This window comes from Niallia sp. FSL K6-0212 (assembly GCF_038007605.1).
Lineage (GTDB): Bacteria > Bacillota > Bacilli > Bacillales > Cytobacillaceae > Niallia > Niallia circulans.
Genome location: NZ_JBBOXL010000001.1, coordinates 2,176,720 through 2,192,390 on the forward strand (window position 1 = coordinate 2,176,720; position 15,671 = coordinate 2,192,390).

At 36.4% G+C, this 15,671-nt stretch carries 12 protein-coding genes; 11 read left to right on the forward strand and 1 reads right to left on the reverse strand.

The window, feature by feature from the left end:
• Positions 1-36 precede the first annotated feature (36 nt).
• On the forward strand, positions 37-801 hold the full coding sequence (locus tag MHH96_RS10300; RefSeq protein ID WP_328282717.1) for an ABC transporter ATP-binding protein: 765 nt from the start codon (positions 37-39) through the stop codon (positions 799-801).
• Positions 776-2,674 (forward strand): ABC transporter permease, encoded by a 1,899-nt coding sequence (locus MHH96_RS10305; RefSeq protein WP_144546630.1) that lies wholly within the window; start codon positions 776-778, stop codon positions 2,672-2,674. Before MHH96_RS10300 ends, MHH96_RS10305 begins: the two co-directional genes overlap by 26 nt.
• 693 nt (positions 2,675-3,367) lie before the next feature.
• Here MHH96_RS10305 and MHH96_RS10310 read toward each other — a convergent pair.
• Complete coding sequence (locus MHH96_RS10310; protein ID WP_047943266.1) at positions 3,368-4,483, reverse strand: NADH-dependent flavin oxidoreductase; 1,116 nt, start codon at positions 4,481-4,483, stop codon at positions 3,368-3,370.
• Between the two features lie 258 nt (positions 4,484-4,741).
• Here MHH96_RS10310 and licT point away from each other — a divergent pair, with 258 nt between their 5' ends.
• The 9 genes from licT to MHH96_RS10355 all read left to right on the forward strand — a co-directional run bounded on the left by licT (position 4,742) and on the right by MHH96_RS10355 (position 15,619).
• Entirely contained in the window at positions 4,742-5,578 is an 837-nt protein-coding gene (licT, locus tag MHH96_RS10315; RefSeq protein WP_047943265.1) for a BglG family transcription antiterminator LicT, read from the forward strand.
• A gap of 141 nt (positions 5,579-5,719) precedes the next feature.
• The gene (locus tag MHH96_RS10320) at positions 5,720-7,597 is read left to right on the forward strand and encodes a beta-glucoside-specific PTS transporter subunit IIABC (RefSeq protein ID WP_341117240.1); all 1,878 of its coding nucleotides are present in this window, start codon (positions 5,720-5,722) and stop codon (positions 7,595-7,597) included.
• 12 nt (positions 7,598-7,609) lie between these two features.
• Entirely contained in the window at positions 7,610-9,043 is a 1,434-nt protein-coding gene (locus tag MHH96_RS10325) for a 6-phospho-beta-glucosidase (protein WP_341117242.1), read from the forward strand.
• 305 nt (positions 9,044-9,348) lie between these two features.
• Positions 9,349-10,089 carry a 5-oxoprolinase subunit PxpB gene (gene pxpB, locus MHH96_RS10330; protein WP_236691801.1) on the forward strand — a complete coding sequence of 247 codons (741 nt, stop codon included), beginning with the start codon at positions 9,349-9,351 and terminating at the stop codon, positions 10,087-10,089.
• A complete protein-coding gene (locus MHH96_RS10335) occupies positions 10,077-11,051 on the forward strand; it encodes a 5-oxoprolinase subunit C family protein (RefSeq protein ID WP_047943262.1) in 975 nt (324 codons plus the stop codon). The genes pxpB and MHH96_RS10335 overlap by 13 nt, the downstream gene beginning before the upstream one ends.
• 233 nt (positions 11,052-11,284) lie before the next feature.
• The gene (locus MHH96_RS10340; RefSeq protein WP_047943261.1) at positions 11,285-12,508 is read left to right on the forward strand and encodes a Bcr/CflA family multidrug efflux MFS transporter; all 1,224 of its coding nucleotides are present in this window, start codon (positions 11,285-11,287) and stop codon (positions 12,506-12,508) included.
• Positions 12,509-12,874: 366 nt separating this feature from the next.
• A complete protein-coding gene (locus tag MHH96_RS10345) occupies positions 12,875-13,339 on the forward strand; it encodes a PTS sugar transporter subunit IIA (RefSeq protein WP_047943260.1) in 465 nt (154 codons plus the stop codon).
• Positions 13,336-14,757, forward strand: a complete 1,422-nt coding sequence (locus MHH96_RS10350; protein WP_047943259.1) for a PTS fructose transporter subunit IIC — start codon at positions 13,336-13,338, stop codon at positions 14,755-14,757. The genes MHH96_RS10345 and MHH96_RS10350 overlap by 4 nt, the downstream gene beginning before the upstream one ends.
• A gap of 1 nt (position 14,758) precedes the next feature.
• The gene (locus MHH96_RS10355; RefSeq protein WP_047943258.1) at positions 14,759-15,619 is read left to right on the forward strand and encodes a ketose-bisphosphate aldolase; all 861 of its coding nucleotides are present in this window, start codon (positions 14,759-14,761) and stop codon (positions 15,617-15,619) included.
• Positions 15,620-15,671: the final 52 nt, after the last annotated feature.

A 15,671-nucleotide genomic window follows, 5' to 3' on the forward strand; every position in this document is an offset into this window, starting at 1 on the left:
ATACTTTTACTAGAATTGTTAGAGAGGAGAAGGATTATGCTTAAACTTACAAACGTAAGTAAGGTTTACGAAGGAAAGATAGCTTACCGTGCCCTTACTGATATTAATTTTGAAATTGACAAAGGTGAATTTGTGGTGATTATGGGGCCGTCTGGAAGTGGAAAAACAACGCTGCTTAATATCATTTCTACGAATGATGGTCCAACTACAGGTGCTGTGGAAATAGAAGGGAAAATGCCTCATAAGCTAAAGAAAAACGAACTAGCTAAGTTTCGCAGAAATGAATTAGGCTTTATCTTTCAGGACTTTAATTTATTGCATACTTTAACAGTGGAAGAAAATATCGTTTTACCCTTAACATTGGATGGCTCTCCTGTTAAGGAAATGAAGAGGAAAGCAGAAGAAATTGCTAAGGAATTGGGGATTACAGCAATTCTGAATAAACGCACATATGAAATCTCAGGTGGGCAGGCGCAGCGGGTTGCTATTGCCAGAGCAATGATTCATGAACCAAAGCTATTATTAGCAGATGAGCCCACAGGAAATCTAGATTCAAAAGCAGCAAAAGATGTGATGAATATGCTTGTCTCGATTAATGAAAGGAAACAGACAAGTTTATTAATGGTAACACATGATCCCCAAGCGGCTAGTTATTCTGATAGAGTAGTCTTTATTCGCGATGGAAAGCTACATTCTGAAATACATCGAGGAGATAGTAGACAAGCATTCTTCCAAAAAATAATCGATATGCTTTCGTTGATGGGAGGCGACGGCAATGACTTTTCGTCAGTTCGCGTTTAATAACGTACTTCGTAATAAACGGCTGTATATCGCTTATTTTCTCAGCAGCATGTTTACAGTGATGGTATTCTTCACCTTTGCTATCTTTGCTTTCCATCCAGCCTTTTCTGGTCCCGACATGAATAGTAATGCACTATTTGGTATGGGTGTTGCTGGCGGAATTATTTATATCTTTTCTTTCTTTTTTGTTTTATATTCTATGAGCTCTTTCTTACAATCAAGAAAGAAGGAATTTGGCTTATTAATGATGCTTGGGGCATCTAACCGGCAGATTCGTCTTTTGGTTTTTCTAGAAAATATTCTAATCGGCTTTTTTGCCACAGTGAGTGGGATTCTCGCAGGCTTAGTATTTGCGAAGGTAATTCTTTTGATTGCTGAGAATGTATTAATTATTACAGAATCACTCCATTTTTATTTCCCTACATTGGCAATTGTGGTGACTTTTATTAGTTTTCTGATTCTCTTTTTCTTTATTTCTATCTTTGTTTCCTTTATTCTTCGTACTAATAAGTTGATTGACTTAATCAAAGGGGATAAAAAGTCAAAAGGAGAACCGAAAGCTTCATTATTTCTATCGATTTTAGCAGGATTGCTCTTACTTGTAGGATATGTTATTGCAATTTCTGTAGAGGGAATATTGGTTGTTTACGCGCTGGTTCCAGTTGTTCTCTTAGTAACACTCGGAACCTATCTCTTATTTACTCAACTGAGTGTGTATTTTATCCGCAAGATAAAAGGGAATAAGTCTATTTTTTGGAAAAAAACAAATATGCTCTTGTTTTCCGATTTATCTTTTCGCATGAAAGATAATGCAAGAACCTTTTTCTTGGTGGCGATTATATCAACAGTGGCTTTTAGCGCCATTGGAACACTATATGGTTTCCAATCCTATATAACAAAAGGAATAAAAGAAATAAATCGCTATACTTTTACTTATTCTCCATTGGAAGAGGACAGTGAAGAAGTAATTGCCAAAGATAAGAGTAAAATGAATACGTTAATAGAAAATGAAAAGCTTGATGTGAGCAGTGAAGAGACTCAATTGAATTATTACAAACTAGCTGGGGAAAAGAAGAACGTGTTAATTGCGCGAGCATCTGATTACAATCGTTTTGCCGAGCTAATTGGAGAGACGAAAATTCATCCAAAGGAAGATGAAGCCATTGTTGTAGAACAAAGTGATGCTGTCTTAAAGGAAGGCGGACAGAAACCTAGCAAAAAGCTATTGGAAACGGCCATTCCTTTAAAAGGCGGCCGAGAATTAACGCCTTCTCGAGTAATAGATGCGTCTGTTTTAACAGAAATAACGGCTTATTATGTAGTAAATGATAAAATTTATGATCAGCTGGATGAACCAATAAAAAGCAAGCTAAGTGTTGTATGGCAAGCGAAAGAAGGACAAGAAGACAAAGTCCTTGCAGTTGGGGAACAATTGGATGAGGAATTATCCTATAAAGCTTTTTCTGTCGATTATGCCATATACCAAATTAATAAAGCGTTTGGACCTATTCTGTTTATTGGCTTGTTTATTGGGATTGTATTCTTCGTTTCTGCAGGAAGCTTCCTTTATTTCCGATTATTTACTGATTTAGAGGAAGAAAAGCGCAAATTCCAATCGATTGCCAAAATTGGATTAATGGAGACGGAGTTGAAAAGAGTCGTTACCAGACAAATAGCTCTTTTATTTTTCTCACCGATTATAGTTGCTTTAATTCATGGTTCTGTCGCACTTATTGCCCTATCCAATATGTTTGATTTTAATATTACAAGAGAGGCAGCATTGGTATTAGGAAGCTTTGCTTTCATACAGATTCTTTATTTCTTAATCGTTCGCTATTTTTATGTAAAACAAGTGAAGAGAATTATTCTTTAATGGATATATTAGGCAGCTCCCTGAAAAGGGAGTTGTTTTTATATAAAGAAAAGGACTGTGGATTTTTGAAGATTTATCTAATTATTATCATTTATGATGTGGTAGTATATTCCATATAGGGATAAAAAGAAGTTGTTTATCTTTGATATAAATAGCTAAAAAAAGAGGATGGTGGTTGGCTTCAGGCCTTAGGAGTGACTATAATCGAAGCTTATTTCCTTGTTGGCAGCTTTTTCTGTTTTTATTACAGGCTTAAATGGAAGGATCGCACGGAATGGAAATTTAATTTCCCCATCACAATTGGGATTCTACTCTTCTTATTTGCAGCTTTTAGTTATTTTGATTTTATGCTTGGCAGAATAATAGTAGGTATACCGGGGATTATTTTGATAGTGGGTAATAAGTATTTTGCGTAACTTTATAATCTTTCAACAATGTTAGTAAAATCCAAGATTTTTCTATGGAATGATTAGAGACGGAATTTGGAGGCTGTGGAGAAAAAACATTTTGAAAATCTATCAATTTGAAAATAATATCCCCACCTTAACTGAATAAATATTCCTGTCATTTTAGGGGAGAAGTCCCTAAAATTTTATTTCTCATAGAATGGTTGAAATGTTTACTGTGATTTCCAAAAAATAGACATCAAAAGCACCTGCTTAGCAGGTGCTTTTGATAAAGCTGCATTCTTTTTTATACACCAGGGAACCAGCCGGGTGCATTGATAATAGCATTCCAGAGTGGATCTGGAATGACGAGTTCTTTTTGTTTTTCTTTATTCAGTGTTGTAGCAATTGTATCTTCTTTTCCTTCCGCTAGCTTTTGTACCCAATGTGGTTCGATAATAAGGCCTCTACCTAATGCCAGCAAAGATACTCCTGTTTGTAATGCTTTTTGAGCATCCTCTGCAGTATAAATAGAGCCAACGCCAATTAACGGTACACGATTATGGATGGTTTCGAGTAAATAGGCAATACGAGTTTTGGATATATCCTCTACTCCTCTTCTTGGTGTTGAATGGAAATCCTGAAGAGATACATGTAAGTAATCCAGTCCTTTATCGGCAAGTTTATCCACTAGAGCAAGGGTATCGTCCATGGTAATACCAGGTGTTTCAGGCTCCTCAGGAGAAAAACGATAACCAACAATAAAAGGAGAGGCAGCATGTTTTTCGACTATACTTTTAACCTTATCAATAATGGCTAAAGGAAAAGTCATTCGTTTTTCAAGGCTTCCACCAAAGCGATCTTCACGGCGGTTAGAATGAGGAGAGAAAAATTGTTGAATAAGATATCCATTTGCTCCATGAATCTCTACTCCATCATAACCAGCTTCAATAGCACGGCGAGTTGTTTCTCCGAAAGCATCGATAATAGCTTCGACTTCAGCTTCTGATAATTCTCTTGGAATAGCATTTCCTTCTCCTTCAGCAGGTATATTACTAGCACTCACGACATCTCCATTTACTAAGTCAGGAGGGCACATTCGTCCACCGTGGAAAATTTGCAGAACTGCTTTTGCGCCTTGTTCTTTAATACTAGAAGCTAATTTTGTTAAGCTAGGAATAAATTCGTCACTATAGGCAGCAAATTCCCCAGGAAATCCTTGACCATTACGCGTAACATTTGTACAAGCAGTAATAACCATGCTAACTCCAGCTGATCGATGTGCATAATAATCAACTTCTTCTGCTGTGACTGTTCCATCTTGATTAGAAGAGAAATTAGTCATGGGAGCCATAACGACTCGATTTTTAAGGGTTACACCATTAGGTAGTGTAAAAGAAGATAAAAGCTCATTGTTATTCATCTATTATTTTCTCCTTTTTAAAGTATTAGTGTCATTATATAGCAACAAATACTTTGGATAAATTTTTATGCTTACATAGTTTTTCCGTTTTATTTTAGGAATAAACAAAGGCAGCTTGTCTCAAGATTTTAAAAAATATCAAATTGACAGTAGAAATTACCTATGATAGACTGATTTTAAAGGATTGTTACCGCTTTATTGTGGGCTATACCTATTTTTTGTTGTAGTGAAAGAAAATAAAAGAATAGGGACTATCTTATGAACGTATGGAAAGTAATTAATAATAATATCGTATTGTCTAGGAATGATGATAATCAAGAAGTTGTCATTATGGGTAAAGGGCTTGGCTTTAAGAAAAAAGCAGGTGATGCTATTGATGAATCGAAGATTGAGAATATGTATCTCAGTTCAAAAGAGTGGAGCGTCAATAAATTAACCCAGATGCTTTCTTCTATTCCGATGGAACATATTCAAGTGGCAAATGAAATCATCAGCTTTGCTAAAGTATCGCTTGGAAAAAAATTAAGCGAAAATATCTTCTTAACATTAACCGATCATATCAGTTATGCAATTGAGCGCTATGAGAATGGCATGGAAATTAAGAATGCTCTTCTTTGGGAGATTAAAAGATTTTATAATCATGAATTCTTAATTGGGAAAGAAGCGTTATCGATTGTAAAAAACAGACTCGGTGTTGACTTGCCGGAAGATGAGGCTGGATTTATCGCCTTGCATATTGTGAATGCGGAGCTTGATATGGGTCAAGTAAGCAAAGTATCAGAAATGGCAAAGGTTATCCAGAATATCCTTAATATTGTAAAGTATCACTTCAAAATTGATTTAGACGAGTATTCCTTAAATTATGAACGATTTATCACCCACTTGAAATTTTTCTTTCAACGAATGTTTAGTGGGGTTAAATTGGATGATGCCGGAACGTCTAGTTTTATTTTCATGCTGAAGGAAAAGTATACAGATGAGTATGCTTGTGCTCTGAAAATTAGAGAGTACATTAAGAAAGAATTTGGAAGAGAATTAGAAGAAGATGAGTTAATCTACCTGACGATTCATATAAAAAGAATAACTAGTGATTAGGATTGTTACTGATAATGCAGGCTATACCTAAATGAACCTCTAACTGTTTGTGAGGTTTCATTTAGGTATTTTTTTATTCCTTTTAAACTACAACTACAACAAATATTTTTTAGCTTATAAAAATAATGGAGGGCAAACCAAATGAATTATCAAGATTTGGCTAAAGTGATTATCGATAAAGTTGGTGGTGAGGAAAATGTTAAAAGTTTAACTCACTGTGCTACACGGTTACGATTTAATTTAAAGGACGATCAGAAACCAGACGAAAAAACATTGAAAAGTACGCCAGGAATAATGGGAGTAGTTAATAAAGGTGGACAATACCAAGTCATTATTGGAAGTGATGTTGGAAATGTCTATAAAGAAATTATTACACAAACTAATATTGCTAATGATGAAGCTAAGAGTGAGGGAGAAGATAAGCGTTCTGCTTTTGCAAAGGTCATCGATACGATAACAGGAATCTTCACCCCGATTCTCCCAGCGATTACAGCGGCAGGGATGCTAAAAGCAGTACTTTCTATATTAGTAGTGTTTAAAGTTTTAACAACAGAAAGCCAAAGTTATCAGATTATTAATTTCATGGCAGATGCAGCTTTCTATTTTTTACCTATCTTACTAGCTGTCTCATCTGCTCAAAAGTTCAAAGCCAACCCATTTTTGGCGATGATGGTAGGGGGAATCTTGCTGCATCCTAACTTTGTGGCAATGGTAAATATCGCGAAAGAAGGCGGAGAAGCCATTAAACTAATGGGACTTCCTATTTCGGCCGTTACTTATTCTTCTTCTGTTATCCCGATTATTCTTTCCGTTTGGTTTATGTCTTATATTGAACCACTTGCAGATAAAGTTTCACCGAAAGCAATTAAGTTCTTTAGTAAACCAATGATTACCATTTTTATAGTAGGAACAGCAAGTTTAGTAGTATTAGGACCAATCGGTTATTTAATCAGTGATGCTATCTCAAACGGAATCACCGCATTAGAATCTGTAAGTCCATGGATCGTGCCATTATTGGTTGGTACATTTAGTCCATTACTTGTGGCAACTGGTACGCACTATGGTCTGGTGCCAATTGGAATTAACAATCGTATGACAACTGGTTATGATACCGTGATTTATCCAGGTATGCTTGCATCGAACGTGAGTCAAGGGGCTGCGGCTATTGGGGTTGGTGTTAAGTCAAAAGATAGTACAATTAAACAATTAGCTTATTCTGCTGGTCTAACTGGTTTGTTTGGTATTACAGAACCAGCTTTATATGGAGTAAACTTACGCTTTAAGACACCTTTATATGCCGCTATGATTGGTGGAGCAGCAGGCGGTCTATTCATGGGTATTTGTAGAGTCCGTAACTTTTCTGGCGGTTCACCTGGTCTATTAACATTACCTAGTTATATTGGAGATAATACACTAAGTTTCTTCTATTATGCATGTATTGGGGCAGCTATTAGTATTGTTGTAACATTTATTGCGACATTAATTTTATACAAAGACCCTGTTGCAGAAGAAAAAGAGGAAGCTGACGAATCAACAACAAAGGAAACACCTAATTTGAGTATCGGTGGTGCAACAATCGTATCTCCGCTGCAAGGAAATTTACACAGCTTAAAATATGTAGATGATGGCATGTTTTCTGAGGAAATATTAGGACAAGGTGTAGCCATTGAACCAGCCGAAGGGACTGTGCTTTCCCCTGTGAATGGAATAGTTAGTGCGACTTTTGAATCAAAACATGCTATTGGTATTACTAGTGAAGACGGAGTGGAGCTATTGATTCATGTAGGGATCGATACGGTTCAATTGAATGGAGAAGGATATGAATATTTTGTTGAGAAAGGACAAGAAATTCAAATAGGAGACAAATTGATTCAATTTGATTTAGAGGCAATCAAAGCAAAAGGATATAAGGTAATTACACCTGTTGTTATTACAAATTCAGCAGAAGTAGGAGATATTCTAATTGCAAATGAAGGTCCCATTCACTTTGGTGAAGAAGTAATAAAAGTAATGAAATAGGAGGAACAAACAATGGGATTTAGAAAAGATTTTTTATGGGGCGGTGCGACCGCAGCGAATCAATGTGAAGGCGGATTTAATGAAGGTGGCAGAGGTCTAGCAAATGTGGACGTTATTCCAACTGGTCCTGATCGCAGAAGTATTATTACGGGTAAAAAGAAGATGTATTCTTTTGAGGAAGGTTATTTTTATCCTGCGAAAGAAGCAATTGATATGTATCATCGTTATAAAGAAGATATTGCTTTGTTCGGGGAAATGGGCTTTAAAACCTATCGATTGTCGATTGCGTGGAGCCGCATTTTTCCAAAAGGGGATGAAACGGAGCCGAATGAAGAGGGACTACAGTTTTATGAAGATCTATTTAATGAATGTCATAAATATGGAATCGAACCGTTAGTGACAATTACTCACTTTGATTGCCCGATGCATTTAATTGAGGAGTATGGCGGATGGAGAAATCGAAAGCTGATTGATTTTTATAAACGTTTATGCACTGTATTATTTACTCGCTATAAAGGGCTTGTTAAATACTGGCTTACTTTTAATGAAATTAATATGATTCTGCATGCTCCGTTTCTTGGCGCAGGACTATGCTTTGAAGAAGGAGAAAATGAGGAGCAAATAAAATACCAAGCTGCCCATCATGAATTGGTAGCTAGTGCGGAAGCAACAAAAATCGCCCATGAAATTGATCCGGAGAATAAGATAGGATGTATGCTGGCAGCTGCAAGTTACTATCCTTATAGCTGCCGACCAGAAGATGTTTGGGAAGGAAAGCAAAAGGATAGAGGCAATTACTTTTTCATTGATGTTCAATCAAAAGGTGTCTACCCTGCTTATGCACTCAAAGAATTAGAGAGAAAAGGCATTGAGGTAGAAATGACTGCAGAAGATTTAGAGGTTTTGAAAAATCACACGGTTGATTTTATCTCCTTCTCTTATTATGCTTCTCGTGTTGCGGCAGCTGAAGACTCTGATGTGGAAAAGACAGCGGGCAATCTGTTCCCTACTGTTAAAAACCCCTATCTTCAATCCAGCGAATGGGGATGGCAGATTGACCCATTAGGCTTACGCATCACGATGAATGATTTATATGATCGTTACCAAAAACCTTTATTTATTGTAGAAAATGGTCTTGGTGCAGTCGATACACCAGATGAATCTGGGTATGTAGAAGACGATTATCGCATTGAGTATCTTGCTGCACATATTCAAGCGATGAAGGCAGCAGTCGACGAAGATGGTGTCGATCTGCTTGGCTACACAAGCTGGGGATGCATTGATTTGGTATCAGCAGGAACTGGCGAAATGAAAAAACGCTATGGTTTTATCTACGTGGACCGCGATAATGAAGGAAATGGCACTTTAAATAGAGCAAAGAAAAAATCGTTTCATTGGTATAAAAAAGTAATAGCTTCCAACGGGGAAGACTTAACCAACGAATAATAATGATAGTTTACAATGCGTGCAAGAATTTCTTGTACGCATTCTTTTTTTAGAAGGGAGGGAGCAGGATGGAGAGTCATAAGTAAAATAGATGATTTTCCATTCATCATACTCATATGACGAGTAAACGGGGAAAGGGAACCTAAATCAGCAATCTTCTTGCATTTTTATTTGAATATTTTAAAAATTAACACAGTTGTTATTTACAAACAATAAATAGAAGTTTATCATATCCCATATAAAGTTAATAGAAAATGAGGAGAGATCCATGTAGAGTATAAGCTTAGTGACAAGAGGTGAGTTCATTGAAACTAATACCCCCGAAAACCAAAAGAAAGATAGAATTTCTGCCAATGGGAGAACAAATTTTAATCGTCCAGTTTGAGGGAATTTTATCAATTGAAAACAACCAGATGGTGCAGCATGTGGCTGAAGTGATCAAGTCTTTAAACATTCGCGGTGTTAAAGATATTGTTAAGGGTATGTGCAATTTCTCGATATTATATGATCCGCTGCTAATAAATTTTGAGCAATTAAAAGATAAGCTTAGCGATATTGATTTTACAGAAGTTAGCGGACGAGAGCAAGAATCACGGATGGTTCATATTCCAGTCGTTTTTGATGAACAGTATGGTCTTGATTTACCTGAGTTAGCAAAGAAGTTGGCTTTAAGTGAAGAGGAAATCATCGAAATAATAACTTCAAATGCCTATTATGTCTATATGATTGGATTTATTGCAGGCTTGCCATATATGGGAAATCTAGATAAACGAATGGCTGTTCCTAGAAAATCAAATCCAAGAGTAAAAGTGCCCAAAGGTGCGGTTGCTATCGCTGACAAAATGACTTCTATTTACACAGTCGAATCTCCAGGAGGTTGGCACTTAGTCGGATGGACACCAATGGATATTTTTGATGGGACAAAGAATCCTCCTAACCTTATCAAAGCAGGAGATTATGTTAAATATGAGCCTATTTCAGCTGAAGTCGCCCAAAATTGGAACAGTCAAGTACAAAAAGAGTGGAATCAATTATGGAATATATAAAGTGTTTAAAACCAGGCTTATTAACAACCATCCAAGATTTAGGGAGACCATCTTATCAGTCATTTGGTGTTTCAGTTTCTGGTGCGATGGATCCTCTTTCCTTGAAGCTGGCTAATATTATCGTCGGCAATCCACCTGACTATGCTGCTTTAGAAATAACATTATTAGGACCAGAAATACTTTTCAAAGGAGAAGGGATTATAGCGGTTACTGGAGCAGATTTATCGCCAGCATTAAATGGAAAAGCAATCCCTATGTGGAGAGCTATCCATATCGAAGATGGAGCTATTTTGAAGTTTGGAAAAGGGAAAAATGGCTGTCGCAGCTATCTTGCTATCCTTGGCGGGATAGATGTTCCAGCAGTAATGGGAAGTAAAGCAACTTTTATTCGCGGAAGATATGGAGGAATAGAAGGAAGAGCTCTTCAAAGTAATGATTATATTCCAATAGGACCGTTCCATCCTAAGTGGATGAATGAGGTGAAAAATCGGAGAATCCCAGGCTGTTATATTCCGAATTTTTCAAATGAAGTGGTTAGATTTGTGTGGGGGCCGCATGATAGGGAATTTGAAGAAGAGTCGAAGGAGATATTTGTAAAAGGATTTTATCAAGTGACTAATCAATCAGATCGAATGGGATACCGTCTTAATGGAGATCCGCTAGTACATAAGAAGTCTGCAGATATACTTAGTGAATTTGCAGCACCAGGAACAATCCAAGTCCCGGCAAATGGTAAGCCCATTATTTTGATGGCAGATTGCCAAATGTCTGGTGGTTATACAAAAATCGGTATGGTCATAGGCACAGATATTCCCCTGGTAGCTCAGAAAAAGCCTGGTGATGCTATTAAATTTCAACCTATATCAATATTACAAGCTCAACAAGAATGGAAAAGGCAAATGAGATGGTTATCTATATTAGCTGCAAATAATCTACATTTAAACCGGAAAACAGCAATTTGAAAAATTGGGCTAGAAGATAATTTTTTGATATAAAATACACTATCCTTCATATGAATAAATGACAGTACTTTATTATAAAAAATACTTATTTTAAAAAAGTGAGCTTTATTAGTGAAATATTCCACGTTTCATAATACAATATGAAAGTATGCTTCCTTCTTTGAAAGAAGCATTTTTTTCAGGTCATTATTCAAATAAATAATAAATATTTCATATGGAAAGGCGATGAAAAGTTGAATTCATTAACCAAAACGAAACGATTACAAATTGCTTTTCTATTGGGATCTCTTTCCCTATTAGGTCCATTTACAATAGACACATATCTGCCGGCATTTCCAACAATCGTTGAGGAGTTTCATACGAATGCATCCTTAGTTCAAGTTAGTTTGACAACATGCTTGTTAGGGCTTGCTTTCGGGCAGTTAATTATTGGACCAATGAGTGATGTTCAAGGACGTCGCAAACCGTTGCTTACATTTCTTGGCTTATATTTACTATCTTCGTTAATATGTGCAATCGCACCAAATATTTATATGCTGATAGGTGCTCGCTTTATCCAAGGCTTTGCAGCAGCAGGAGGCCTTGTTATTTCAAGAGCAGTCGTTCGCGATCTTTATAGTGGAAGAGAGCTGACGAAGTTTTTCGCAACATTAATGTTAATCGGAAACCTTGGTCCAATTGTAGCACCAATTATAGGCGGAGCTATTCTTTCTTTCGCGAGTTGGAAAGTAGTTTTTCTTGTATTAACCTGTGTTGGAATTATTTTGACTTTAGTCGTTGCTTTTAAATTGGAAGAAACATTACCAGTGGAAAAGCGTGTACCAAGCAATATTAAAAAAGTAGTCTCGAATTTCGGTTCTTTACTGAAAGACCGTGAATTTGCCGGCTATGCCTTTACACAAGGTTTCACAACGGCAGGGATCTTTGCCTACGTATCTGGTATTTCCTTTGTCTATCAAAATATTTATGGCGTTTCCCCACAAGTATTTAGTTTATTGTTTGGCTTAAATGGAATTGGTTTAATTATTGGAACACAAATTGTTGGCCGCTTATCGAGATTTTCAGAGAAAACATTCTTGAAGAGTGGTTTAGCTCTTTCCATGTCTGCATCGATTTTATTAGTAATTGCTATTTTAGTGCATGCACCATTAGTGGCAGTAGCAATTCCTATTTTCCTTTTCGTTACCTCCATTAGTATTATTGGAACCTCGTCTTTTTCATTGGCGATGGAAACAAAAGGGCATATGGCTGGAAGTGCATCTGCGCTATTAGGTCTATTACCGTTCTTACTAGGCTCTTTAACAGCACCACTAGTAGGAATCGGCGGAGAACATACCGCTGTACCGATGGGAGTTATCATTTTCGCATCAAGCTTACTAGCATTCTTGTCTTATTATATATTGGTTCGTAAATCATCGGTAAAGATGAATACACCTAAACATATTACGCATAATTAGTATGTTTTCTGCAAACAGGCACCTTCAAATAGAGAGGGTGCCTGTTTTTTGTGCAGTGAATGAGATGAGGCTGTGACAATTGTATCGGAATTTCTTGATTGCTGTTTTCCGTTTTAAATAAGTTTCATCACACCATTAGCAAGGCACGATTTTATTGTTTATTTAGATTCGTTAATTTAAAAAAATGTAGTTGAGTAGATGATCATCTTGAAGAAAAAATGAACGAAAAAAATCATTTAAATGACTATTTTCTATATAAAAAAGCCATAATGTCAACTTTCGTTCATTTCATTGAACTAATTGGTGCATGGTGATAGAATCATTTCTGAAAGGTAAGCGCTTACCTATAGCGAAGGAGGAGGGACAATGGATATCTCATCCATGATAGATACGAATTGTATTTTGTTTGATTCGACGATTCAATTGAAAAAGGATTTGTTTTCCCGTCTAGCTACTATTCTTGAAAAAAGTGGTTATATATCAAGTAAGAAACGTTTTATAAAAGACTTAGAAAAAAGAGAGAAGGAGTCTCCAACTGGAATTGAAGATGGATTTGGCATACCACATGCAAAAAGTAAAACAGTAAAAAATCCTGTGATCGTTTTCGCTCATACAGGAAAAATAGTAGATTATGTTGCGCTAGATGGTTCACATGTTGATTGTGTTTTTCTGTTAGCGGTGCCTGAAAAAGCAAGTGATATTCATTTAGATATACTTAGCTATTTAGCAAGGCAACTAATGAATGATGACTTTAAATTAGAATTAAAACAAGCAAGCAATGCAAGTGATATACAAAGCTTATTAATGAATAAAGGAGGGAGCTCATTATGAAAATTGTTGGCATCACATCTTGTCCAACTGGAATTGCCCATACCTATATGGCTGCAGAAAAACTGCAAAGAACAGCATTAGAAAAAGGTTATGCAACGAAATTCGAGACACAAGGTGTAAAGACAGAGAATGTGCTTTCGGCCGCTGATATAGAAGAGGCAGATGTAGTAATACTTGCTATAGATAAGATAGTAGAATTGGATCGATTTGTTGGAAAAAAAGTGAAAAAAGTTTCTACAGCAAGAGCTATTAAGGAACCTCATCTTGTTATTGAAGAAGCTATTAATGGAAAGGGAACTTATATTCATCAACAAGAAAGTAACCAGAATACCTCACAGAATTTCCAGAATAAGAAGAGTGTGTATAACCATTTCATGAATGGTGTTAACTATATGCTCCCCTTTGTAATTGCTGGGGGAATTCTAATAGCAATAAGCTTTGCTTTTGGTATAGAAGCATCGAATCCTAACAGTGACCAATACAATGTAATGGCTGCTGCTTTGTCCAAAATAGGTGGCGATACTGCTTTTGCACTCATGGTTCCAGCCTTAGCAGCAGGAATCGCAGTTTCATTTGCAGGAAGAGCAGGATTTGCACCAGGATTAGTAGCCGGTACATTAGCTTCAGCTGGAGGTTCGGGTTTTTTAGGTGGAATGATTGGTGGAATATTAGCGGGATATATTACGGATAAAATAGCAAATAAAATCCATGTGAAAAAATCGTTTCAGGCTATCTATCAGCTCATTGTTGTACCACTAGTAGCAATTACTGTTGTCGGTCTATCTATGGTGTTTTTAATTGATACGCCTATTTCTTGGTTATTAAATACATTAACTAGCTTTTTAAACGGATTAGGAGAAACTTCAGGACTTGTGTTTGGATTATTAATAGGATTAATGATGGCCGCAGATATGGGAGGCCCAATTAATAAATCAATTTCTACTTTTTCTATTGGATTAATGTCTGCAGGTGTAAATGCTCCAATTGCTGCATGTATGATAGCAGGAATGACACCTCCACTTGGATTAGCACTTGCTACTATATTATTTAAACAAAAGTTTAATGAGGAAGAAAGAACTTCTGGAAAGTCCTGTTGGATTTTAGGTGCTTCTTATATTACCGAAGGAGCTATTCCCTTTGCAGTCGCTGATCCCATCAGGGTGATTCCTAGTCTAATGGCTGGATCGGCTGTTGCTGCCTCTATTTCAATGGCTTCAGGAGTGACGTCAATGGCACCACATGGTGGAGTATGGGTTATGTTTATTCCAAACGTCATTAACAATCTACCAATGTATCTTCTTGCATTAGTAGCAGGTACAGTTGTTACAGCTGTGACAGTAGGATTACTAAAAAAAACACCAATTAAAAAGGAACAAAACATATCTAGAGAATTGGAAAACAAAGAAGGGATTGCATAATATGTTATATACAATGAGAGATTTACTAAAAGTGGCAAAGGAAAATCAGTTTGCGGTACCAGCGTTTAATATTTGTAGTTTTGATATGTTGAAATCTATTATGGAAGAAGTAGAAGACCAGAATGCGCCAGTAATTATTGAAATTCATCCAGATGAGATCGCTTATTTAGGAGACCGGTTTATTGCTGCTGTTCGAGAATATGCATTATATAGTAAAGTTCCTGTTGTAATCCATATGGATCATGGAGGAAATATAGATGATGTGATGCGAGCTATCAAAAATGGTTATACGTCCGTAATGATTGATGCCTCATTATCTGATTACGAAGAAAATGTGAAGATAACAAGAGCTGTGGTAGAATTGGCGCATAAGGTGAATGTTTCAGTTGAAGCAGAGTTAGGAACGATTGGAAATAATGGATCCTATGAAGGTGGCTCAAATAAAATTATCTATACTGAACCAGATCAAGCGGTTGATTTTGTTAAACGAACAGGTATTGATACTTTAGCTGTTGCAATTGGAACCGCCCATGGACTTTATCCAAAAGACGTTATTCCAAAACTCAACATTCCATTACTAAAAGAATTAAATGAACGAATAGATATTCCGTTTGTGTTACACGGTGGTTCAGGCAACCCCGATTCTGAAGTCATTGAATCAATTAAATATGGAGTAGGGAAGGTAAATTTATCTTCTGATTTAAAGAGCGTGTTTTTTCATGAGGTTCATCAAGTTTTAGCAGATAATCCAGGCATGTATGAACCAAATCAAGTGTATATTCGGCCGAATGAGAAGGTAAAGGAAGTTGTACGTCATAAATTAAATATCTTGAACACTGTAAATAAGGCTGATTTGTATTAAATGTTATTAATTGGTGTGGACGATTATGTCCATGCCTTTCATGCATTTTAAC